This window comes from Bifidobacterium sp. LH_389 (assembly GCF_056357235.1).
The window spans coordinates 100,378-121,567 of sequence record NZ_JBKEVR010000003.1; the positions used below are offsets into that span (position 1 = coordinate 100,378).

Annotated in this window: 13 protein-coding genes, 1 tRNA gene and 1 pseudogene; 7 read left to right on the forward strand and 8 right to left on the reverse strand. The window is 65.1% G+C overall.

What is annotated here, in order from left to right; all coding sequences use genetic code 11:
- Positions 1-50 precede the first annotated feature (50 nt).
- The 3 genes from AC1AZA_RS04600 to AC1AZA_RS04610 all read left to right on the forward strand — a co-directional run bounded on the left by AC1AZA_RS04600 (position 51) and on the right by AC1AZA_RS04610 (position 2,489).
- Complete coding sequence (locus AC1AZA_RS04600) at positions 51-248, forward strand: type II toxin-antitoxin system HicA family toxin (RefSeq protein ID WP_476513575.1); 198 nt, start codon at positions 51-53, stop codon at positions 246-248.
- Positions 245-664 (forward strand): type II toxin-antitoxin system HicB family antitoxin, encoded by a 420-nt coding sequence (locus AC1AZA_RS04605; RefSeq protein ID WP_476513576.1) that lies wholly within the window; start codon positions 245-247, stop codon positions 662-664. The genes AC1AZA_RS04600 and AC1AZA_RS04605 overlap by 4 nt, the downstream gene beginning before the upstream one ends.
- Before the next feature lie 652 nt (positions 665-1,316).
- Entirely contained in the window at positions 1,317-2,489 is a 1,173-nt protein-coding gene (locus AC1AZA_RS04610) for an ATP-binding protein (protein ID WP_476513577.1), read from the forward strand.
- A 245-nt stretch (positions 2,490-2,734) separates the two neighbouring features.
- On the opposite strand, the gene AC1AZA_RS04615 is transcribed toward AC1AZA_RS04610, so the two are convergent.
- The 8 genes and pseudogenes from AC1AZA_RS04615 to AC1AZA_RS04650 all read right to left on the reverse strand — a co-directional run bounded on the left by AC1AZA_RS04615 (position 2,735) and on the right by AC1AZA_RS04650 (position 13,713).
- Entirely contained in the window at positions 2,735-4,042 is a 1,308-nt protein-coding gene (locus tag AC1AZA_RS04615; RefSeq protein WP_476513578.1) for an ATP-binding protein, read from the reverse strand.
- A gap of 411 nt (positions 4,043-4,453) precedes the next feature.
- The gene (locus AC1AZA_RS04620) at positions 4,454-5,080 is read right to left on the reverse strand and encodes a LytR C-terminal domain-containing protein (protein WP_476513579.1); all 627 of its coding nucleotides are present in this window, start codon (positions 5,078-5,080) and stop codon (positions 4,454-4,456) included.
- A gap of 30 nt (positions 5,081-5,110) precedes the next feature.
- Positions 5,111-6,085 carry a 4-(cytidine 5'-diphospho)-2-C-methyl-D-erythritol kinase gene (locus tag AC1AZA_RS04625; RefSeq protein ID WP_476513758.1) on the reverse strand — a complete coding sequence of 325 codons (975 nt, stop codon included), beginning with the start codon at positions 6,083-6,085 and terminating at the stop codon, positions 5,111-5,113.
- A 148-nt stretch (positions 6,086-6,233) separates the two neighbouring features.
- A pseudogene (gene rsmA / locus AC1AZA_RS04630) lies at positions 6,234-7,232 on the reverse strand (16S rRNA (adenine(1518)-N(6)/adenine(1519)-N(6))-dimethyltransferase RsmA); the annotation flags it as partial.
- 288 nt (positions 7,233-7,520) lie between these two features.
- Positions 7,521-9,131, reverse strand: coding sequence for an aggregation-promoting factor C-terminal-like domain-containing protein (locus tag AC1AZA_RS04635; RefSeq protein ID WP_476513580.1), 1,611 nt, complete (start codon positions 9,129-9,131; stop codon positions 7,521-7,523).
- 1,180 nt (positions 9,132-10,311) lie between these two features.
- Positions 10,312-10,385: transfer RNA gene (locus AC1AZA_RS04640), tRNA-Thr, on the reverse strand.
- A gap of 271 nt (positions 10,386-10,656) precedes the next feature.
- Positions 10,657-11,589: a DsbA family protein gene (locus AC1AZA_RS04645; RefSeq protein WP_476513581.1), complete on the reverse strand. Its 933-nt coding sequence runs from the start codon at positions 11,587-11,589 to the stop codon at positions 10,657-10,659.
- 183 nt (positions 11,590-11,772) lie between these two features.
- Positions 11,773-13,713 (reverse strand): serine/threonine-protein kinase, encoded by a 1,941-nt coding sequence (locus tag AC1AZA_RS04650; protein WP_476513582.1) that lies wholly within the window; start codon positions 13,711-13,713, stop codon positions 11,773-11,775.
- Positions 13,714-13,778: 65 nt separating this feature from the next.
- Here AC1AZA_RS04650 and AC1AZA_RS04655 point away from each other — a divergent pair, with 65 nt between their 5' ends.
- The 4 genes from AC1AZA_RS04655 to AC1AZA_RS04670 all read left to right on the forward strand — a co-directional run bounded on the left by AC1AZA_RS04655 (position 13,779) and on the right by AC1AZA_RS04670 (position 21,188).
- Complete coding sequence (locus AC1AZA_RS04655) at positions 13,779-17,033, forward strand: glycoside hydrolase family 3 C-terminal domain-containing protein (RefSeq protein ID WP_476513583.1); 3,255 nt, start codon at positions 13,779-13,781, stop codon at positions 17,031-17,033.
- 224 nt (positions 17,034-17,257) lie between these two features.
- Positions 17,258-18,385 carry an ABC transporter ATP-binding protein gene (locus AC1AZA_RS04660; protein ID WP_476513584.1) on the forward strand — a complete coding sequence of 376 codons (1,128 nt, stop codon included), beginning with the start codon at positions 17,258-17,260 and terminating at the stop codon, positions 18,383-18,385.
- 99 nt (positions 18,386-18,484) lie between these two features.
- Complete coding sequence (locus tag AC1AZA_RS04665; RefSeq protein ID WP_476513759.1) at positions 18,485-19,903, forward strand: DUF4032 domain-containing protein; 1,419 nt, start codon at positions 18,485-18,487, stop codon at positions 19,901-19,903.
- Between the two features lie 118 nt (positions 19,904-20,021).
- A complete protein-coding gene (locus AC1AZA_RS04670) occupies positions 20,022-21,188 on the forward strand; it encodes an ATP-binding protein (protein WP_476513585.1) in 1,167 nt (388 codons plus the stop codon).
- Positions 21,189-21,190: the final 2 nt, after the last annotated feature.

Consider the following 21,190-nt stretch of genomic DNA (forward strand, 5'->3'; position numbering starts at 1 on the left):
GTCACGGCTGAGCTCTTGATTGTTGTGCGCATCATGCGTATAGTTAGGATATGAGATTCAAGGAGATCGAGAAGATACTCTTGGCGGATGGTTGGCGTGAGATTGCCCAGAAGGGTAGCCACCGTCAGTATGTACATCCGTGGAAATCTGGCAAGGTTACGGTTCCCGACCATCGTGGTGACGTAAACCCGTACATCGTCAAGTCGATCTGGAAACAAGCAGGAATCAACGAAAGGAGAATCAAGTGAAGCTCGTCTACCCGATTATTCTCACGCCGTATGGAGATCACAGCGGCGGTTACGTTGTCACTGCACCGGACATGCCCGGTCTCGTTACCGGGGGAGGCAACCTCTCCGAAGCGTTGGACATGGCCGTGGATGCCGCCAGCGGATGGGTGCTTACCGAACTCGAGGAGGGGCGCCATGAGCCGCACGCCACGAACATTGCGGACGTGAAGCCGGAAGAGCCGGACGCCGTCGTCACCCTCGTCAGTCTGGACATGGACGCCTACGCCGAGAAATACGGCAAGAAGTCGGTGCGCAAAAACGTCACCATCCCCGCATGGCTCGACACCTTCGGCGAACAGCACGGCATCAACTACAGCCGGGTGCTGCGCGAGGGTCTCGAACAGCGCTACCGAGACCTGCAAGGCCAGGATGCCTGATCTCCGTCTCTCCCGTTGCGGTGCGCGCCGCCGCTCGCAGGACTGCGGTTCGCTCGCTTCCTTATTCGCATGATCGGTCCAACCTGTGCCCGTGTTTTGGCAGGTTGGACCGATCGTGCGATTTTTGGGCTCGGAAACGGCTGTTTTTTCGCGTGATCGGTCCAAGCTGCGTTTCGGGGTGCACAGGTTGGACCGATCGTGCGATTTGCGGCGGGCGCGGGCGGCGGGTGCGGGTGACTGCCGGGCTGGCTTGCGACAGGGCCTGCCGGGCTTCCCCGTGCTGCCGTGGGCTCCTGTGGATGCAGATGGAGCGAATCCATTGCGGTGGTCAGCTGTGTCGGGAGGGTGGCCGGGCGCGTCAGGTTGTGCCAAGGCTCTCCTAAGCTCTCTAGACCCCGCTATGCACGGAATCTGCTCAGTCTGCGCACTCCGAGTAGGCGGAGGATTGAGCGCCGGAGCGAAACGGAGGGAGCGGACCAGAGCAGAGCGGAACCGGACGAAGCGGATCAAAGCAATTCCCATTGGCCGTCAGGCGTCAGTCGTTCGTCAGCCAGCGGCCAGCAGATTTTATAACTTTTTATATCTTTTATATCTTTTATAAATCGGCCTACACTGGTCTCAACAGTACATCGGCGATACAAGGAGGCCGGCCATGCCCAACCCATTCAAACCGACGGCAGGCATGACTCCTCCCGTACTGGTCGGCCGTACCGCGGACATCGAGGATTTTTCGTATGCCTTGGACGATGGCGTCGGAGCTCCCGGACGGCTCATGTACCTCACCGGTGCGCGAGGAGTCGGCAAGACGGTCATGCTTAATGCGCTTGGCGATCTCGCGCGGGAACGTGAATGGCTGGTCATTGACGAGACGGCGGAAACGGGTTTTCTGGGGCGTCTGATCAACGCGCTGCGGGATGGATCCAAGTCGCACCTGTCATCGATCACCATGCCAACGGCTTCCGTATCCGTCCCGGGCCTGCCGGTAGGGGCATCGGTGAATCTTGGCACAGTGCAGTTTTCGCCGGGGGAGCGGGCGCTGGATTTTCGCCGGGCCATGTCGGAGCGTCTCGATGCGTTGCAGCGCAAGCACCGTGGCGTGCTCATCACGCTCGACGAGGTTCAGGCATCGAGCATCGCGGAAATGCGGGCACTGGCCACGGCCGTGCAGCATCTGATCCGAGAACGCCGCAATGTGGCCTTTGTGTTTGCGGGCTTGCCGTCGATGGTTGAAGACGTGATCAACGACGACGTGCTCACATTCCTCCGCCGGGCCGAGCGCAAGCATCTTGGTGATGTCTCCCTGAGCGATGTGCAGCATGCGTTCGCCGAGACGATAGCCGACAACGGCAAGCGGGCGACGCAACAGGTGCTGTCCATGTTGGCCCGTGCCACCAACGGCTACCCGTTCATGATTCAACTCGTTGGATACTGGGCGTGGCGCGCGTCGGAAACCGGTCCGGATGCCAATGAGAACGCCATCACCATGGAGGCGGCCAGACACGGCATTGCACAGGCGAAAGTCAAGCTCGGGGACATGGTGCACGGGCCGGCGGTAGATGGGCTGTCCGCCATGTCGCGCGACTATCTGCTGGCCATGGCTCAGGACGATGGACCGTCTTCCACCGCGGAAATCGCCAGGCGGCTGGAGCGGGACGCCGTGTATGCGAACGTGTACCGCACGCAGCTGATCAAGGAGGACATCATCTACCAGTCGTCTTACGGCTACGTGGATTTCAAGCTGCCGTACCTGCGCGATTATCTGCGGGAGCATGGCGCCTACCATCAGATGCGCCGCACGATCGAGGGAATGCAGGACGGCCAGTAGGTTTGCCGATCGTGGCTGTCTGCCTCGGTCGTCGCATGATCGGTCCAATCTGTACCCGTGTTTTGGCAGGTTGGACCGATCGTGCGATTTTTGGCCTCGAAAACGGCTGTTTTTTCGCATGATCGGTCCAAGCTGCGTTTTGGGGCGCACAGGTTGGACCGATCATGCGATTTGCGGCGGACCGGACGCAGGCGGACCGGACGCGGGCGGCGGACGCACGGACCGAGTGGCTGCCCGCCGCGCGCTTAGCCGTGTATGCAGAACGCCGCGTAGAGCGGCACGCTGCGTATGCCGTTGTCGATGCCGAAATTCTTGGTTGACAACCGGATGGATGTGGACGGCTCGTACTTGCTGCGGTATACGGATAGACTGCGTGAGCGCGTATTGCTGGACGATTTGACCTCCACGGGCACGCCGGTTGCGACATCGCGCTGCTGAATCACGAAATCCACCTCCGCGGTGTTTCCGCTCGTCCAGTAGCGTAGGTGGATTCCATTGGCGGTCAGCGCCTGCGCAACGTAGTTCTCCACGATGCCGCCGAGATCGATTCGGTTTCGGTATGTGGGGTCCATGGCGACCGCAGCGTCCAGTTGCGAGCGTGCGGACAGCAGCCCGGTGTCGGACATGTAGATTTTGAATGCGGAGACATCCTCATGCATGGCGAGAGGCAGCTGCCCGCTGGCTATACGTGCGCATCGCGTCACCAGACCGGCGGCGGTCAGCCACGCAATGGCCGTGGCATACACCGATGCCCGCCCGCCGGTGCTCACGAGCTTGTACTGGAATTTGCGGTTTTCCTTCGCCAATTGAGCGGGAATGCTGTCCCACGTCCGCCGGATGCGGGCGGTTTCCTCGGGAGTGGCGTATTTGGCCATATCGGCCGCGTACAAGTCGGCGATGTCCATCTGAATTGCCTTGACCTTGCCGTAGTCTCCGTTGGCGGCGAACTCCAGCACCGCTTCCGGCATGCCTCCCACGAGCAGATACTGCCAGAATCGCTCGATCATGGCGTCATGCAGATAGAACTGCTCGCCACGGGCATAGCAGTCGCGTATGCCCTCGATCAGGGAGCCTTCGCCGATTGCATCCAGAAACTCGTCGAAACCCATGGGATGGAGCGTGATCGTGCGCACCTTGCCCACGGGCATGCTGAAGCCCTGACGGTTAAGGGCAACGCCCAGCAGACTGCCTGCTGCGGCCACGCTGAGGGACGGCATATCCTCCCGAAAATACTTCAGCGCTGCCAGCGCGCGGTTCGATGCCTGAATTTCGTCAAGAATCAGCAGCGTCCTGCCCGGCGTTATGCTCGCTCCTGCCACTTGGGACAGACGGCGGACGATTGCAGCCGGATTGAGATCCGGCTCGAATGCCTGACGTGCTCGACCGTCCCGCTCCAGATCGAATCGAACGCAGTTTCTGGCGAATGACGTGCGAGCCAACTCATTGAGCAGATAGGTTTTCCCCGTTTGCCGGGCTCCGCAAAGCAGCAGCGGCTTATGCTCAGGCTCATGCGCCCAGGCATCCAACTCAGGCAGTAGGTTTCTGCGCATCATGCCCTCCGGAGGGTTATCTATGGAAAAGTGTGCTGTTCTGCATTTTTATCTATGAATAAATGTATTCTACAGCATTTTTCCATAGTTAATACAACTTGGGTTGCCATGGTACTGCGTGGGCGCTGAGGAGCGTTGCGTACGGAGTTTGCTCAATCAGCGCCCGGCCGCTCGCGCCCTCATCATTCGCATGATCGGTCCAATCTGTACCCGTGTTTTGGCAGGTTGGACCGATCGTGCGATTTTTGGCCTCGAAAACGGCTGTTTTTTCGCATGATCGGTCCAAGCTGCGTTTTGGGGCGCACAGGTTGGACCGATCGTGCGATTTGCGGCGGACCGGACGCAGCACGCAGCCCCAGCCACGGCCCGGACCCCACCGCACCGCGCCCCGGACCCACCGCCCGCGCCGCCCCGTCAGTTCACGGCGTCGTGCTCAATGGCCGCGGGCAGGTTCTGCATCTGGTCGGCGGCAATGCAGCCGGAGATGTTGCCGAGCGGGCTGTCGTCGGAAATGGACGGGTCGGTGGTGTCCTTGAGGTCGTAGAACGAGGTGCCGAGCACCACGTCGATCAGCTTGTCCTGCCGGTCATCCATCTGCAGCACGGCGTCGGTGAACAGCGAGCCGAGCGTATACGCCTCCGGAATGGTGTTCTTGCCGAAGTAGATGGTGGTGCGGGTCACCACGTCATCGGACGGGTAGTCGGCCACGGCCTGCGTGGCATAGCCGCGGTTCTGCAGCTCGTCCTGCACCGCACGGGCGAAACCGAACGCTCCCGTGCCGTTGAGCGTGCGCACGTGAATCTGGCTCGGATCCACGCGCTTGCCGTCATAGTCGGCGGGCAGGCAGGGTGCGGCCACGCCGAAGTTCGGTTTGGTCTGGTCGGCCTTGCGGGACTTGCCGATCACCCCGTAGAACACAAGCAGCGCAAGGACCATCGCCACGACCAGCACCGCCGACGCGATCGAGAACACGAGCCGCTGCCGGTTGCGCACGAACGCCTTGCGGGCCTCGCGCTCGTCGTAATGCTGTGAATCCGTCATAGTTTGCCTTCCGCCAATCTCTGCAACACCTTACCGTCTCGCGCTGACCGTCAGCGGCGTGGCCACGGTTGCGCTGATCCGCGGTCTGGCGGGGGCATCCGCCGCAATGATGCGATCCGTGGAACGCGTCTGCCGCCAGTAGTCCGCAATCCTGCGGCGTACCGACTCGTTCGGCGCGCAGGCCACCACGGACGGGCCCGAGCCGGACACGAACGCCATCGTGGCCCCGGCCGCCAGCGCCACGTCGATGGCCCGCTGCGAGCGCGGGTGCAGGTCCACCGCGGCACGCTCCAGATCGTTCACATGCGCGGGATCGGCACCGATCTCATCGAACCGTCGGTACACGTCCGGCGTACGCAGCTCGTCGTCGTAGGCGCCCACCAGCAGCAGGTTCCGGAATCCCGCGTCATACAGCCGCCGAACCTCGGGATGATCGGCTTCCAACGGCTCGATGGCCTGACCGAACCCGGAACCGCGCGCAAACCCGCCGTGCAGGCAGAACGGCATGTCCGCCCCCAGCGAGGCGGCGATCGGCTCCAGACGCTCCACCGGCCAATCCAGCCCCCACAGCACGTTCAGTGCGAGCAGCGTACCGGCCGCATCCGCAGAGCCGCCGCCCAGCCCCGCACCCACCGGAATGCGCTTGTCCAGCGTGATCGCCACGTCCGTGCTTTCCCCGCACGCCTCCGCCAGCGCGTACAGGGCCAGCACCGCATGATTGCGCCGCATGTCCGTGCCGGTATGGGCCAGATCGCCCAGATGCGCACCGGCGAGGTCCAGCGAAAAGCCGCTGCCCGGCAGCTTGCGGGTCACGGTCACGCTGTCGGTTACGCCCACGCCGCAGTAGATGGTGTCCAGCGCGTGCCGGCCGCCCCACTCGGCATGCGCTTCGCCCACGCGCAGCACCAGATTCGTCTTGGCCGGGCAGTCCACGGTTACGCTGGCCACGGTATGGGCTGCGGTGTGCGGTTCGGCGGTGCGTGGTTCGGCGGTCAGGTCGCTGATCGGTTCGCTGTGCGCCGTACTGTGGTGCGTCTGACTATGCATCGGTGCCCTCCTCGCTGGCGGTCGGAGCGGATTCGGCGGATTCAACGGATTCGTTGGTCGGCTGCGCAGATCGCCCGTCAGCCGTGACGGCAGCGCTACCGGTACCGTCAATCTTACCGGCCATGCCGGCGGCGTGCGCCAACGCCACGAACTCGCGGATGGTCAGCGTCTCTCCGCGCCGCGTCGGATCGATGCCCGCCGCCTCGAACGCACCCGCCGGAACCAGCTTCTTCAGTGCCGCATGCAGGGTCTTGCGCCGCTGACCGAACGCCGCGTCGATCAGCGCGAACACGGCCTTGCGCTCGGCGGGATCGTAGCCGGCACCGGCCGTATGCGCCGGATGGCGGCGGAACCGCACCAGCGCGGAATCCACGTTCGGCGCCGGCCAGAACACGTTGCGGCCGATCACTCCCGCGCGTTCCGCCGTGCCGTACCAGGCCAGCTTCACGCTCGGTGTGCCGTAGATCTTGGAACCGGGGGCGGCGGCCAAGCGGTCGGCCACCTCCTTCTGCACCATCACCAGGAAGGAATCGAGGTTGGGGAACCGCTCCAGCAGGGTCAGCACGATCGGCGTGGCCACGTTGTACGGCAGGTTCGCCACCAAGCGGAACGGGCGGCCGTCCGCGAACTGCGGCACGTCCGCGGGCTGCACGGTCAGCGCGTCATGCAGCACCACCGCGAGCCGGTCAGACGCCTCCGGCATGAACTCGGCCACGGTACGCGGCAGACGCTCGGCCAGCGGGGGATCGATCTCCACCGCGGTCATGGCGGCCCCGGTCTCCAGAATCGCCAGCGTGAGCGATCCCAGACCCGGGCCCACCTCCATCACCGGCGTGGCGGCCGTAACCTCGGCCTCGCGCACGATGCGCCGCACGGTTCCCGGGTCGATCACGAAGTTCTGCCCGAACTTCTTGGTCGGGCTCACGCCGGCCTCCTGCGCGATGCGGCGAATGTCCGCGGCTCCCAGAAGATGGCCGGGGCGGGCGGGCTCGCCGGGCCGGGCTGTCTCGCCGGGCCGGGTAGCCTGACCGGGGTTGCCCAACCGGCCGGGCTGTGCTGTCTGACCGGACTGCCCTGTTTCGGCGAGTGCGTTCTGCGTGTCCATGTGTTCTCCGTTGCGTTCCATGCGCCGCCGCATTCCTGTACGGCGGGTGCTGTCTGTGGCGATGTTCTGTTGTGTTGTACTGTTGCGTGGGCCGCCTGCTGCGCGGGCTTCCGCTGCGGGCCTGGCGGGCTGCCTGTCACGGGGCTGTTCGCTGTGCGCCGGGCGGGCTTTCCGCCGTCGTGCGGGCGGACTTGCGGATCGCCGGTCCGGTTCCGTCCGCCGATCGTCGCACTCCGCTCCGCGCCGCCGACTCGTCCGCCGACCGTCCGCCGGTCTGCCGCTGCCGGGCTAGTACCAGCCCTTGCGCTGCCAGTAGGCCCATGCCTCGGACGGGCTGCCGTAGCGCTGGGCGATGTACTTGAGACCCCAGTCGATCTGCACCGCGCCGTCGTCCTGCCAGCCGTAGCCCATGTCCCAGCCGGGCAGACCCTGCGGAATGCCGTACGCGGAGGAAGTCGGGTTGTCCGCATACCACTGCCAGCTGGATTCCTTGGTCCATAGGATCTCCAGCGCGTCCCAGTCGGCGCCGGTCCAGCCGCGTTGCGCCGCCGCGCCACGGGCGTACGCCTTGGCTTGCGCCGCCGTGGGGTGCCATAGACGGGCATCGGACTGCGGGATGCGATTGTGGTTCTCGTACCAGGTTTCCAGTTCTTCGCGGGAGAGGCCGTCGGGCGGGGTGCCCGAATCGTTGCCGCCGTTGCCGCCGCCGGTCGCCGGGGGATTGCTCGTGCTCGGGGCCGGAGCCGGCGTGCTGGGGACGGGCGTGGTCGGCTTCGGTGTCTCGACCGGCGTGCTCGGCTGTTCGGACGGCTCGGGTTCGGGCGTTGTGCTCGGCTGGTCGGTCGGCGTGCCGGTCGATGGCGCTTGGGTGGGCGTGTCCGTGGTGGGCGCCTGCGTGGTGGGGGAGGGCGTTGCGGTTGGCGTTGCCGGTGCGGACGGCGTTGCAGAGTCGGACTGACCGTCGCCGTCGGTCGAGCCTTCCGTGGCCGACTCGGATGGCGTCTCGGACGGCGACGCGCTGGGCGTGGCCTCCGGTTCGGGCGCCTGCTCCGGCCCCACCAGAATGACCGTGTCGATCGGCTCCTTAGTTACCGTGCTGCCGGTCAGCGTTTCGCTTTCCGCCTTGCCGTCCACGTACGTGACGCTGTAGGTCTCGGTCTTCTCGCCGTCCTCGCCCTGCCGGCGCACTGCGGTGGTGCCGGGCGCAAGGGAATCGTCGATCACGGTCTGCGTGCCATGGGGGATGGGCACCGTTTTGGTGATCTCCCCATGCGTTACGCGCTGCACGCGCAACACGGTGGTGCCGCCGTCCTCCTCCACGCTCACGCGGTCCTCCTTGCCGAGCGTGATGCCCTTGGAGTCGAGGATGGACGCCGCCGGCAGCTTGCCGTCCGGGGCGATGGACGTCTTGCCGTCCGCAATGACCGTGACCGGGCCGTTGCGGTTGATCACGAACCCGCCGGTCAACTGGTTGTACACGTTCTTGATGTTCACGGTCACCTTGGCCGCGTCCGCCTCGCTGCTGGCAAAGAAGCCGAGCAGCTGATCCGCGCTCGTGGCCACCGTCCAGAACGGTACTTCCGTGCCGTCGATGGCGATGGTGGTCTGATAGGCGGAACGCACGGTCACCACGTCGTGATTGCGCAACGTATCCGTACTGGACGTGGACTGGACCAGATCATGGGTCTTGACGTCCACCCCCTGCTCCTGCAACAGGCGGTCGACGCTCATGGCATACGTGGTCACCGTGCGCGTCTGCCCGTTGACCTCCAACGCCACGGACTTGCGCGCTCCAATGCCAAAGCTCAGTACACTGGCGACGACCACCGCCGCCACGCACGCCGTCACGCGTATGCGGCGCAGCGCCACAAACCGCCGAGGTGTCCAACGACGTGCCATGCAACCTCCCAAAAGCCATACTCCCCGCCGATTGTAGCGGCGAATCCTGCGGACGGTATGTGCGTGCGGCGGTTCCTCTATTGATTCCGCACATTGCGCGCTGTTCTGGCTGTGCTTGGCTGCTTGGCTGTGCTGCCCGCCCAGCCGTCCAATCCGCCCAATCTGCGCGCCCGATTTCGCAGACTGGAAAGTTTGACCGTTTTGCGACCGTTCTGAAACGTTTACAAGCGGTCAATCTTTCCAGTTTGCGGTTTGGGGCGCGCGGATCGGGCTGCTGCGGCTGTTGCGCAATGGATTTGCTCAGTTTGTGGGTCGCGCGGTCGTGGATTGAACGGATTCTACGCGGCGGGAGGTTTCTGGGGTTTCCGAGGCGTGCTCTCTGCATGGGATTTGCGCGGTCACCGATGTCTGGCTGGCCCCGGCGCAGGCCGTAGGCCGTGGGGATGGCGTAAAACGTATCGTCTGATATGAAAACGTACGTGGGGAGCGGCTATGTGGCGTAAATTGTATCGGCCGATACGAAAACGTGCGCGCAGAAGGGCCGAAGAGGGGACGGGATGCGTGAGTTTCCCCCCTGCGCCGCGTCTAGAGTCTGTTGTGCGATGGATTCGCTCGGGTTGCGGGCTCATGCGCTTGGATTGAGCGGATCCATTGCGGTGCGCTGCTTTTCTGGGCGTTCTGCATGGGATCTGCTCAGGCTATGTCCCGCATGGCCGCGATTGAACAGATTCATTGTGGCGACGAAGTCCGAGGGCGTCCAAGGGGTGCCGCGCACGTGATTTGCTCAGTTTTTGTGTGATGGCAGGGTGTGTTGGCAGGGTGTGTCGCGTACGTTGGTTGCCGCTGACTCGATTCGTGCGCGTTGCGCGCGCCGACATGCGTCGCACGCCTGTATTGACAGCCTTGTGCAGTCAGCGCACAACCGGAAGAACGGGATCTGAAGCATCACAGACGGCGAATGGCCAGAAAAGAAAAAGGGGGCGGGAGAGAAGGGGATGGTCCCGCCCCCTAGGGGCAGAGCTGGTTGGGGGAATGCTCTGCCCAATAACCAGAAGCCGTGTTTGGGGGAAGGCTCCTGGAATAACTTACACAAGAGAAGTATTGAATTATCCCCTGCTTGCGATCGTTCCGTCAGTACGTAATTCTACGCGACCGGGCGGAAAACCACAATCGGTATGCGAGCCTCCTGTCGGGATCGAACCGACGACCTGCCGCTTACAAGGCGGCCGCTCTGGCCATCTGAGCTAAGGAGGCGTGCCCAGCGCATACGCGCCGAACGAGTGACTAGCATATCCCCATTGCTGAGGATTCGCCAATCAACGCTTCTCGGCCTGTCCCGGAAGACTCAACCGCTATTATGCACGTCTTTACTGAAAACGATGCACGTCTGGGGTGTCGGGCGTGTCTTCCGGGTGCCGGACCGGGGCTCGGCGGCTCGCAAGATGCCTGACGAACAGCCTGCGAGCCGCCGAGCAACGCCGTGAAAATACTTGGAAATTCAACGGAATGCGCCCCATGCCCCGCGTTACGCCGCCGGATAGAGCGGCTTCCCGTCTGCGCCCACGGACGGAATGGTGGAAGTGCCCACCTGGGATTCCTCGAGACCGATCGCCTTGAGCAGACCCTGCGCCAGCGTGGTGCCGGTGTCCACGGAGGGCCAATCCCAATACGTGCCGTTGACCGTCACGATCGGCGTGCTCACCTGACCCTTGTACCGGCCGGACACGTTCGCCAGCTCCTTGCGGTTGATGGTCACCTGAGTCTCCGCGGCGAGCCAGTCGGCGTACTGGCCCTCGGTGATGGTTGCGGCCACGTCCTCGCTCACGCCGGCCTTGATGGCCTGCTGCTGAATCTGCTCATCAGACGTAGCTACGTAGTTTGAGCCCTCCTGGGGCTGGAAATCCTGGGCGTACATGGCGGAGATGAAGGCGAGCAGATGCTCCGGGTCCTTCTCCGCGACGTTGACCGCCGCACTCGCCGCACGCGTGGAGTAGTTGTCCGTGGAGTACTGGTCCATGAACGACAGGGGGTGCACCTCAAGATTGATCTGGCCGGCCTGCACCAGCTTGGCGGTGGTCTCGCCCGTGCTGCGCTCCATGTTGCCGCAGCCGGGGCAGATGAAGTCCATGTAGAACTCGACGGTGGGCACGCCCTCCACGGGCTTGTTGATGCCGTTCTTGGAGATCAGGAACCCGTAGTCGTCCGTGGCGCTGGCCGGCTTGACGGCCACCTTGTCCACCTCGCTCTTGAGCGCGGACGTGTCCACCGGGCGGTTCTTGTACCAGATCACGCCGGCCACCACGGCAATGATCACGATGATCACGGCCACCACGGTGGCGCCCAGAATGGTTTGCTGGCGGCGTTCCTTGGCCTCCTGCTCGGCCTGCACCTTCGCGTCCCAGGCGCGCTGTGCCTCCCGCTGCGCGCGCGTACGCTGGCGGTTCGTGTTCTTTGCCATGGATGTTCCTCCCCTTTTGCAATGACGCGCCCCAGTGTATCGGGGCTATCTGAACAACTTGTGATGGCGTTCGCGGTGAGCGGTAAGGCGTGCGCGGGCCTGACCGCGAGGGGCTTTGCGGGCTGTGGCGATAGCGGAGGCGATGACCGGTGGGTGCGCTGCATGGCACGAGCGCATTGGCCGTCACAGTCCGATCAGGGCGGCGACGATTGCGATGACGATCAGCGCGCTGACCGCAAGGCCTACGACGAGGTCGGAGCGCGGGCCGCGGGAGGTGGGGTTGGTGCTGTCGTCCGGGGAGCCGCTGCCGTCCGGGGAGTCATCTTCCGTGAAATACGGCTGGCCCGTGGAGGACGGTCGGTTCACGGAGGAGTACGGGCGGTCAGCGGAGTGCGTCGGAGACGTGGGGGACGACGGGCCGGCAAAGTAGGGCTGGTCGGCGAGGTATGACTGATCAGCAAGGAACGAGGGGACCGTAGCCGGGGTTGCCGCCTGAGCCGTCAGCGAGGCACACGGCGAGGCGGCCGACGAGGATGCGACTGTGCGGCCGATCGGCGCGGCGGTGCCGGAAGCGGCAATCCCTGAAGCGGAGGTTCTCGCAGTGGCGGCCGGCGGATTCGGCGAGGGCACGAACCGCGGCGGCTGCACCGGAGTCCACGGCTGGTTGCGCTCCCAGAGCGTGCGCGGATTGTCTGCGTCCTCCTCGCGGGCGGCACCAGCTCCGGCGGCGGGAGGGTCGTCCCGCAGCGATGTGCCGGCCAGCGATGCCGTGCCGGTCGGCCGCAAGGCGCTGCGTGACGGCGTAGCGCTGCCCGGTCCGGTTGCGATCGTCCGGTCTGACGGTGATGCATCGCCCGGTAGCGTATTGGCCGGCGTGCGCGGGGCCGCCGGCATGAGCGTCACGGTCGGACCCGATGCATCCGGCAATGCCCGGGTTTCGGCGATCGGCGGCTCCGGAGGCGTCAGACGGCCGGAGCGCAGGCTGACCGCAACCGGGCCGGGGAAGGCCGAACCGGAAGCTGACGGGGTGCCGGATGCGGACGCTCCTCCGATCGGCGAGCTACCGGCCGAAAAGTTTGCGCCAAAAGGGTGCACCACCTGAGCCCCCTCCGCCCCCTCGGTCTCCTGCGTCTCTGGCGTCTCCGGCGAAGCGGGGTCTGTGTTTGCGGTCCGTGCTCCGGCCGTCGCGGAAGCTGAAGCGGGCAGCGCGGCTTGCGCGGGCGGCATGGGCGGCGTGAGCAGCACGGATGGGTTGGATGGCTCGGGCGTCTGCCACAGTTCCGGCTCCATGGCGTCGCGGCGAATGGCTTCGAGCAGTTCGTCCGGCGTGCAGCGGCGGTCCGGATGGGGGTCGAGCGCGGACCGGAACGCGGCCGTGGCGCGTGCCGGCAGACCCGCAAGGTTCGCATTGCCGGAGGCGGCCCGCTCCAGCACGGTCATCATGGGCTTGGTTCCGAACACGGGCGCCCCGGTGGCCGCGAACGCCAGCACCGCCGCCGTGCTCCACCAGTCGGTCGCCTCGTTGGATTCCGCCCCGTCGATGATCTCCGGCGCGATGAACCCCGGCGTGCCCATCACCAGCCCGGTGCGCGTCACATGGCTTTCCCCCTCGCCCATGGCGATGCCGAAGTCCACCAGAACCGGTCCGCGCGCGGCCACCATTACGTTGGTCGGCTTGATGTCCCGGTGTACGATTCCCGCCGCGTGTACGGCCTTCACCGCGTTGATGAGCTTGGCCGCCAGACGTTCCAGATCGTCGCCCACGTACCTGCCGTTCGTGGCCACGTCGTCCTTGAGATTGCGGCCGTCGATGAGTTCGGTCACGATGAACGCCACTGCGTCGTCCAATTCCATGTCCACGATCTGGCACACGCCCTGATGGCGGATCCGCCGCATGGCCATGGCTTCGCGGCGCAGGCGCTCGCGGGCCGGCACGTTGCTGCGCAGATCGTCCTCGTTCAGCGAATCGCGCAGGATCTTCATGGCATAGATCTGCCCGCCGTCGTCGCGCACGCGCCACACCGATCCCATGGCTCCGGCCCCCAGCCGCGAAACCAGCGTATAGCCGCCGACCATCGCCCCGGGTTCGAGATCCAACACGCCAACATCACTCATGCCTTCCATTGTGCCGTGTGCGCGTTGCGACATTCCCGATGGTCGACAATGAACCTATGGAATGTGTGCATAACTTGCGGAATTCGCAGAGGGTCCCGATCGAACGGCTGTCCCTTGTTGAACGGGCGCTCCTGCTGACGGGCGCGTCCTCCTGGACCACGCATGCCGTGCCGCGGGCGGGAGTGCCGGCGATGACGCTGAGCGACGGGCCGCACGGATTGCGGCGCGAAACGGGCGGCGGCTCTGCGGATGGCGGCACGGCGGACGGCACTCCGCGGGCGACGGGCTCAGCGCGCGAGGTGACGGACGGGACGGCCCCCGGCGATCCTGCGGCGGCCAGCTCCCTGCCGGCCACCTGCTTTCCCACGGCATCCGTGGCGGCCTGCTCGTGGGATCCCGCGCTCGCCGAACGCATGGGCCGGGCCTTGGGAGAGGAGGCCCGCGCGCAAGGCGTCAATGTGCTGCTCGGGCCGGGGCTGAACGTCAAGCGCAGTCCGCTGTGCGGGCGGAATTTCGAATACTATGCGGAGGATCCTCTGCTCGCCGGGCGCATGGGGGCCGGATTCGTGCGCGGCGTGCAGTCGCAGGGCGTGGCCGCGTGCCCCAAGCACTTCGCCGCGAACGGGCAGGAACTGCGGCGGCAGGCGTCCGACTCGGTGGTGGACGAGCGCACGCTGCGCGAACTGTACCTCACCGCCTTTGAGATAGCCGTGCGGGAAGGCCGGCCGTGGGCGCTCATGAGTTCGTACAACCGCGTGAACGGCACCTACGCGCACGAGAACCGGCATCTGCTCACGGACATTCTGCGCCGCGAATGGGGATTCGATGGCATGGTCGTCTCCGACTGGGGCGCCTCGAACAGCGCCGCGCGGGCCGTGGCGGCGGGCGGCTCCCTGGAAATGCCGTGCCCTGGGCTCGCATCGGTGCGCGAGATCGTGGCCGCCGTGCGTTCCGGGCGGCTGAGTGAGCGCGATCTCAACGAGCGGGTCCGTGAGGTGGCCCTCTGCGCCCGGCGGACGGTCCGGCCGGAGCGTCAGGAGTCCCGGCAGCCGGTCCAGTCGGCGGTCCGGCCGGGCCGAATTGTCCAATCGGTCCAACCTGCGCCCGGATTGTTGCAGATTGGACCGATCGTGCGATTTTTGGCCTCGAAAACGGCCGTTTTTTCGCATGATCGGTCCAACCTGCGATTCGGAGCGCACAGGTTGGACCGATTGGAACATGAAGAGCATGCGGAGTGTGCGGGGCGTGCGGAATATGCTGCAGAGCGCCCGGACTTGCACGGCAGACTGCCGGCGGCGATGATCGGCCGCCATGACGATCTGGCCCGCGAGGTGGCCGAGCAATCGATGGTGCTGCTGCGCAACGAACGCGGAGTTCTCCCGCTGCGGGCCGGTACGCGCATCGCGCTGATCGGGGACATGGCCGCCCACCCGCGCTTTCAGGGATCGGGCTCCTCGAAGGTCAACGCCACGCGCGTCACCTCGCTGTATGAGGCGATCAGGGTAGAACGCGGGCTCGAGCTTGCCGGCTATGCGCCCGGCTACCGGCACGACGGCGTGCCATCCGCGGGGCTGCTCGAACGGGCGCGAGCGCTGGCCGTGCGCGGGGACGTGGACGCGGTGGTGGCGTGCGTCGGGCTGGACGACCGCACCGAGGCCGAGGGGCTCGACCGGGCGTCGCTGGCCATGCCCGGCACGCATCTGGCGCTCATGGACGCGCTGACGGAAGCCTGCTCGCGGGCCGGCAAGCCGTTGATCGTGGTGCTGGCGGCCGGCTCCCCGGTTGCGATGCCGTGGCTGGATGCGTGTGACCGCAAAGTGTCGGGCGACCGTGCGGGGTATGCGGGCCGCGGCGGGCGTGACGGCCGCAAGGAACGCGGCGAGTGTGCGGAGCTGGAAGGCCGAAACGGGCGGGAAGACCGTGCGGGCCGCGGCGAACATGACGGCGAAGGGACGTGCGGCTGCTGCATGGCCGTGCTATACGCGGGGCTCGCCGGTCAGGCGGGCGGTGCGGCCGTGGCGCGCATTCTGTCCGGGGCGGTCAACCCGTCCGGCAGGCTGGCGGAAACCTGGCCGCTGCAAGACCGGGACTGCCCGACATACGGGCATTATCCGGCTTCCGGGCGGCATGCCGTCTACGCCGAAGGCCCGCTCGTCGGCTACCGGCATTACACCACGGCCGGCATCCCCGTGCGCTACCCGTTCGGCTTCGGGCTGAGCTACACCACGTTCCGCTATGCCGACCTTGCGATCGACGCCAACGGCGTGAGTTTCACGCTGACCAACACGGGCGGCGGGGCCGGCGCGGAGGTGGCGCAGTTGTACGTTTCCGGGCCGTGCAGCGATACGGCTGCCTGCACTGCGGCGTATGTGGCCTGCGAGCTCAAGGGGTTCGTCAAAGTACGTCTTGAAGCGGGGGAGTCCCGGCGCGTGACGATCCCGTTCGACCGGTACACGTTCCGCCATTGGGAGGCCGGGACCGTGCAGGCCGAGCTGACTGGACAGATCGGTCTGCCCGGACAAGCCGGGCAAGCCGGGGCTGATCGGCCCGAACGGAGACCGGGCCGGGAATGCCCGGCCGGCCGCTGGGCCGTGGACCCGGGGGAGTGGACGCTGTGGGTCGGGCGCGATTGCGTCACCCCGTGCCTGACCGGGACGGTCACGCTGGGTGCGGAAGGCACGGTGCAGGGCTGTGTGGCGCAAGGCGGCGGCCCGGTTCCGCCGTGCGGCGCGATTCCGAATGGCGGAGTGCAGGACGGTCCTGCGAAGAACGGTGAAGAACGAGACGACGGGAAGGCGGCGGACCGTGGTAGCGCAACGCTAGGGGGCACGACGGCGGCGCGCGGTCCGGTTCCGGCGGTCGTCGGCAACGGCAGCGCTTGTGCGACCCGTCCCCGGCTCGCCGCGGTGCGGGCCGACACCGCCCGGGCGCTGCGTGATATGGGCGTCACGGACCCCGCCGCGCCGGCCGGACGCTTCACCGAGAACGACCCGTTCTCCAGCTGGATTGACTCGCACAGTCCGATCGCCCGCTGCTGGGCGGCATACCTGATCCGCGCGGAACGCCGGGCGCGCGAGCGGACCGGAACGCCAGATCTGGGCGCGCTGTTCCGCCTCAACATGCCGCCGCGCGCGTTGGCGAAACTGTCCGGAGGGAAGGTGACCCCGGCTGCGGCCCGTGCACTCGCGGACATCGCCAACGGGCACGCCCTGCGCGGTGCGGTGCGGTTCGCGGCGAACGTGGCGTGCGGCCGGGCGGCCGATCTGCGCACCCGGGCCGAACTGCGGCGGCACGGCGTGCTCCCAACGCACGGTTTGTTCGTTCGCTGAACCATTGTGACAAATTTTGGCAACACGCCTTGCGCGGTGACGCGAACCGTGTATAGTTAGCGGTGGCTCAAAGAAGAGTTATCTTCGAGAACCACCGAAAAACAAGACTGCTACGAAGGCGTTGTCAAGAAGTTTTGCCGATGAGTTTCGTGGCGGTACCACAAGTGAAAACCCCTTCACTACGGATCGTTCGGCACGTACCTGCCGATGAAAGGATATGAATTATGGCAGAAGTGGTATTCGAGCACGTTACTCGAATCTACCCGGGCAACGACAAGCCCTCGGTGGATGATCTGAATCTGGATATCAAGGACGGCGAGTTCCTCGTTCTGGTTGGCCCCTCCGGCTGCGGTAAGTCTACGACGCTTCGTATGCTCGCCGGCCTCGAAGAGGTCAACAAGGGCCGCATCCTCATCGGTGGCAAGGATGTCACCACCATGCAGCCCAAGGACCGCGACATCGCCATGGTGTTCCAGAACTACGCTCTGTACCCGCACATGACCGTGGCCGACAACATGGGCTTCGCTCTGAAGATCGCCGGCACCCCGAAGGACGAGATCCGCAAGCGCGTCGAGAAGGCCGCCGAGATCCTCGACCTCACCGAGTACCTGGACCGCAAGCCGAAGGCTCTGTCCGGTGGTCAGCGTCAGCGCGTGGCCATGGGCCGTGCAATCGTCCGCGAGCCGAAGGTCTTCCTCATGGATGAGCCGCTGTCCAACCTGGACGCCAAGCTCCGTGTGCAGACCCGTACGCAGATTGCCGCCCTGCAGCGTCAGCTCGGCGTCACCACCCTGTACGTGACCCACGATCAGACCGAGGCCCTGACGATGGGCGACCGCATCGCCGTCATCAAGCTCGGCATCCTGCAGCAGGTCGGCGCCCCGACCGAGCTGTACGATCGCCCGGCCAACGTCTTCGTCGCCGGCTTCATCGGCTCCCCGTCGATGAACCTGAACACCCACCCGGTGGTCAACGGCCGCGCGAAGATCGGCGAGGACACCATCGAGCTGCCGACCGAGGCCGTCTCCAAGCTGACCGCCGAGGACAACGGCGAGATCGTCGTCGGCTTCCGTCCCGAGGATGCCTCCCTGGCCGCCTCCACCGACGCGAACGCCTTCTCCCTGAAGGTCGTCAACGTCGAGGATCTGGGCTCCGATGGCTACATCTACGGCAACATCATCACCGACGGCTCCGCCCTCGAGGAATCCCAGCTGATGTCTGATCAGAACAAGCTGACCACCGTCCGCGTTCCTCCGCGCCAGCTGCCGAAGGTCGGCGACGTCGTCAAGATCAAGATCGACCCGGCCAAGATGCACCTGTTCGCTCCGTCGACCGAGCTGCGTCTGAACTAGTAAGGCTTTTTCGAGGCGACTCTCTTCCTCTCTATCCGCCTCGTTAAAGTGACCCCCGCACAATCGATGTGCGGGGGTTTTCTTATCATGAGGAGCATGATGACCCCTGCAATCGATCTGAACCAACTCGATCCGCGAGCCGCCAAGGCCACGTCCGTCAAAGCTGAGGACGCGTCCCCCGCCACGGAACCCACGGCACTGACCATCACCGCGTCCGTGTCCAACCCGAAGATGTTCACGCTGCCCTGGGAGCAGCCGCTGGCCACCTGGCCCAAGGAGCTGCTTGCCAACCTGCCGCGAGGCATCTCCCGCCACGTGGTGCGCTTCGTGCGCGTGGGCAACGAGGTCTACGCCATGAAGGAAATCACCCGGCAGGTGGCCGAGCGCGAGTACGAGCTGCTGCGCCGGCTCGAAAAGCTCGAACTGCCGTGCGTGTCCCCGGTGGCCGTCGTCACCGGACGCCACAACCATGACGGCGAACCGCTCGAAGCCATTCTGGTGACCAAGCACCTCAAGTTCTCGCTGCCGTACCGCGCCCTGTTCGCCCGCAACCTGCGCACCGACACCGCCGAGCGACTCATCGACGCGCTGGCCGTGCTCATGGTCCGCCTGCATCTGGCCGGCTTCTACTGGGGCGACGTCTCCCTGTCCAACGTGCTGTTCCTGCGCGACGCCTATGCGTTCTCCGCGTGGCTGGTGGACGCCGAAACCGGTGACCTGCACCCGGCGCTGACGGATGGCCAGCGCGAATACGACATTGATCTGGCGCGCACTAACATCATCGGCGAACTCATGGATCTGAGCTCCGGCAAGCTGCTGCCGGACGAGGTGGACGAGGTGGAGGTGGGCAACCGCCTCGTGGAGCGCTACCACTCGCTGTGGAGCACGCTGACCGACACCGACAAGTTCGGCCCCGACGAGATGTGGAAGATCGAGAAGCGCGTCAACAAGCTCAACGATCTGGGCTTCGACGTGGACGAGCTGGAAATGAAGACCGCGGAGGACGGCAAGCGTGTGCTTGTGCGCCCGCGCGTGGTGGACGCCGGCTACGCCTCCCGCAAGCTGCTGCGCCTGACCGGTCTGGACGTGCAGGAGAACCAGGCACGCCGTCTGCTCAACGATCTGGACGCCTACCGTGCCTCCACGTGGCGCGAGGGCGAGGATCTGGAGATCGTGGCCACGGACTGGATGCGTGAGGTGTTCGAGCCGACCGTACGCATGATCCCCAAGGAATACCGCTCGCAGATCGAGCCCGCGCAGTTCTTCCACGAGGTGCTCGACCACCGTTGGTTCCTCGCGGAGAAGGCCGGCCACGACGTGCCCATGGCCGAGGCGGTGGAAAGCTACATCGCCACCGTGCTGCCCAACTACAAGATCGATCCCAAGACCATGGAACAGCTCAACGACGAAGCCGACGCCGGCGTGATCGACGACGAGTCCACCTACAACGATCCGGACGATCCGGACGCCGGCTACAACCCGGACGACGATCCGGATGCCGCCGTCTGGTCCCACTGAGCCGTTGTTGGGCCGGCTTGGCCCAAGCCATCGGACCTGCTCAGTCTGCGGCGGAGACGTACGCAGACTGAGCAGGTTCGTCGAGGCTGTTCTATTTGTTCTATTTGTTCTATAATGTGTGCTTATCGATGACGCTGATGCAGGTGCGAAGTTGGGACTGCAGGACGAGATGGGGGTGTCGATGAGTTTTCCTGCCAATCCGTTCAAACCGACCGCCGGTGTAATGCCGCCGGTATTGATCGGGCGGGGTGCGGTAAGCGCCGATTTCTCGGAGGGACTGGATGATGGGCCAGGCGCCCCGGACAGGTTGATGCTGGTTACCGGGGCAAGAGGCAGCGGCAAGACCGTTATGCTTACGGAATTGGGCCATATTGCTTCAAAACGTGGCTGGACCGTCATTGACGAAACGGCGTCGTCGGGCCTTTGCGAGCGGCTCATCGACCGTATTGCGCCGAAGCCGGGGCGAATAGCCGACGCCACGCTTAAACCGTCGGTTATGGGAATCAGCTTGGGCGAACTGACGGTCACGCCCGCATTACGCCCTTCCACGCTGCGTGATGCAATGAGCGCGCGTCTCCGCACTTTAGGGAAAGACAAAGGACTGCTGATTACCATCGACGAGACTCAGGATGCCTCGTTGGAGGACATGACCGCTATAGCGACCTCCGTTCAGCACATGCTGCGGGACAATGCGGAGATCGCGTTTGTTTTCGCAGGCCTTCCGTCATTGACGTCAGACCTCCTGAACGCGAAGGTGCTGACCTTCCTGCGGCGCGCTTCCATGAAGGAATTAGGCGATGTGCCGTTGCCCGATGTCCGTGAGGCACTGGCGGACACGATCCGCGGGGCCGGTGTGCGGATCGATGATCCGGCTCTGGACATGGCCACCAACGCCACCGGAGGGTACCCGTACATGATTCAACTGGTCGGATACCACATTTGGCGTCAGGCGCGTCGTCGTACCGACGGTCTGGGGAACGCCATTCTTGCCGAGGATGTTCGTAATGGCATTGATCAGGCTCGTGCCAAACTCGGAGAAGGAGTGTGTGCGCCGGTTGTGAAGCATCTTTCCGCGCGTGCGGTCGATTATCTGAAGGCCATGGCGCAAGATGACGGGCCCTCTTCGACTTCTGCCGTTGCACGGCGAATTGGGGAAAGCATGGACTATGCCAATGTTTACCGTCAACGGTTACTTGACGACCATGTCATCAAGGGCGCAGGTCGCGGATACGTGGATTTCGTCATTCCCTTCCTTAGGGAGTATCTGCGCGCTACGGCCGGATGAGC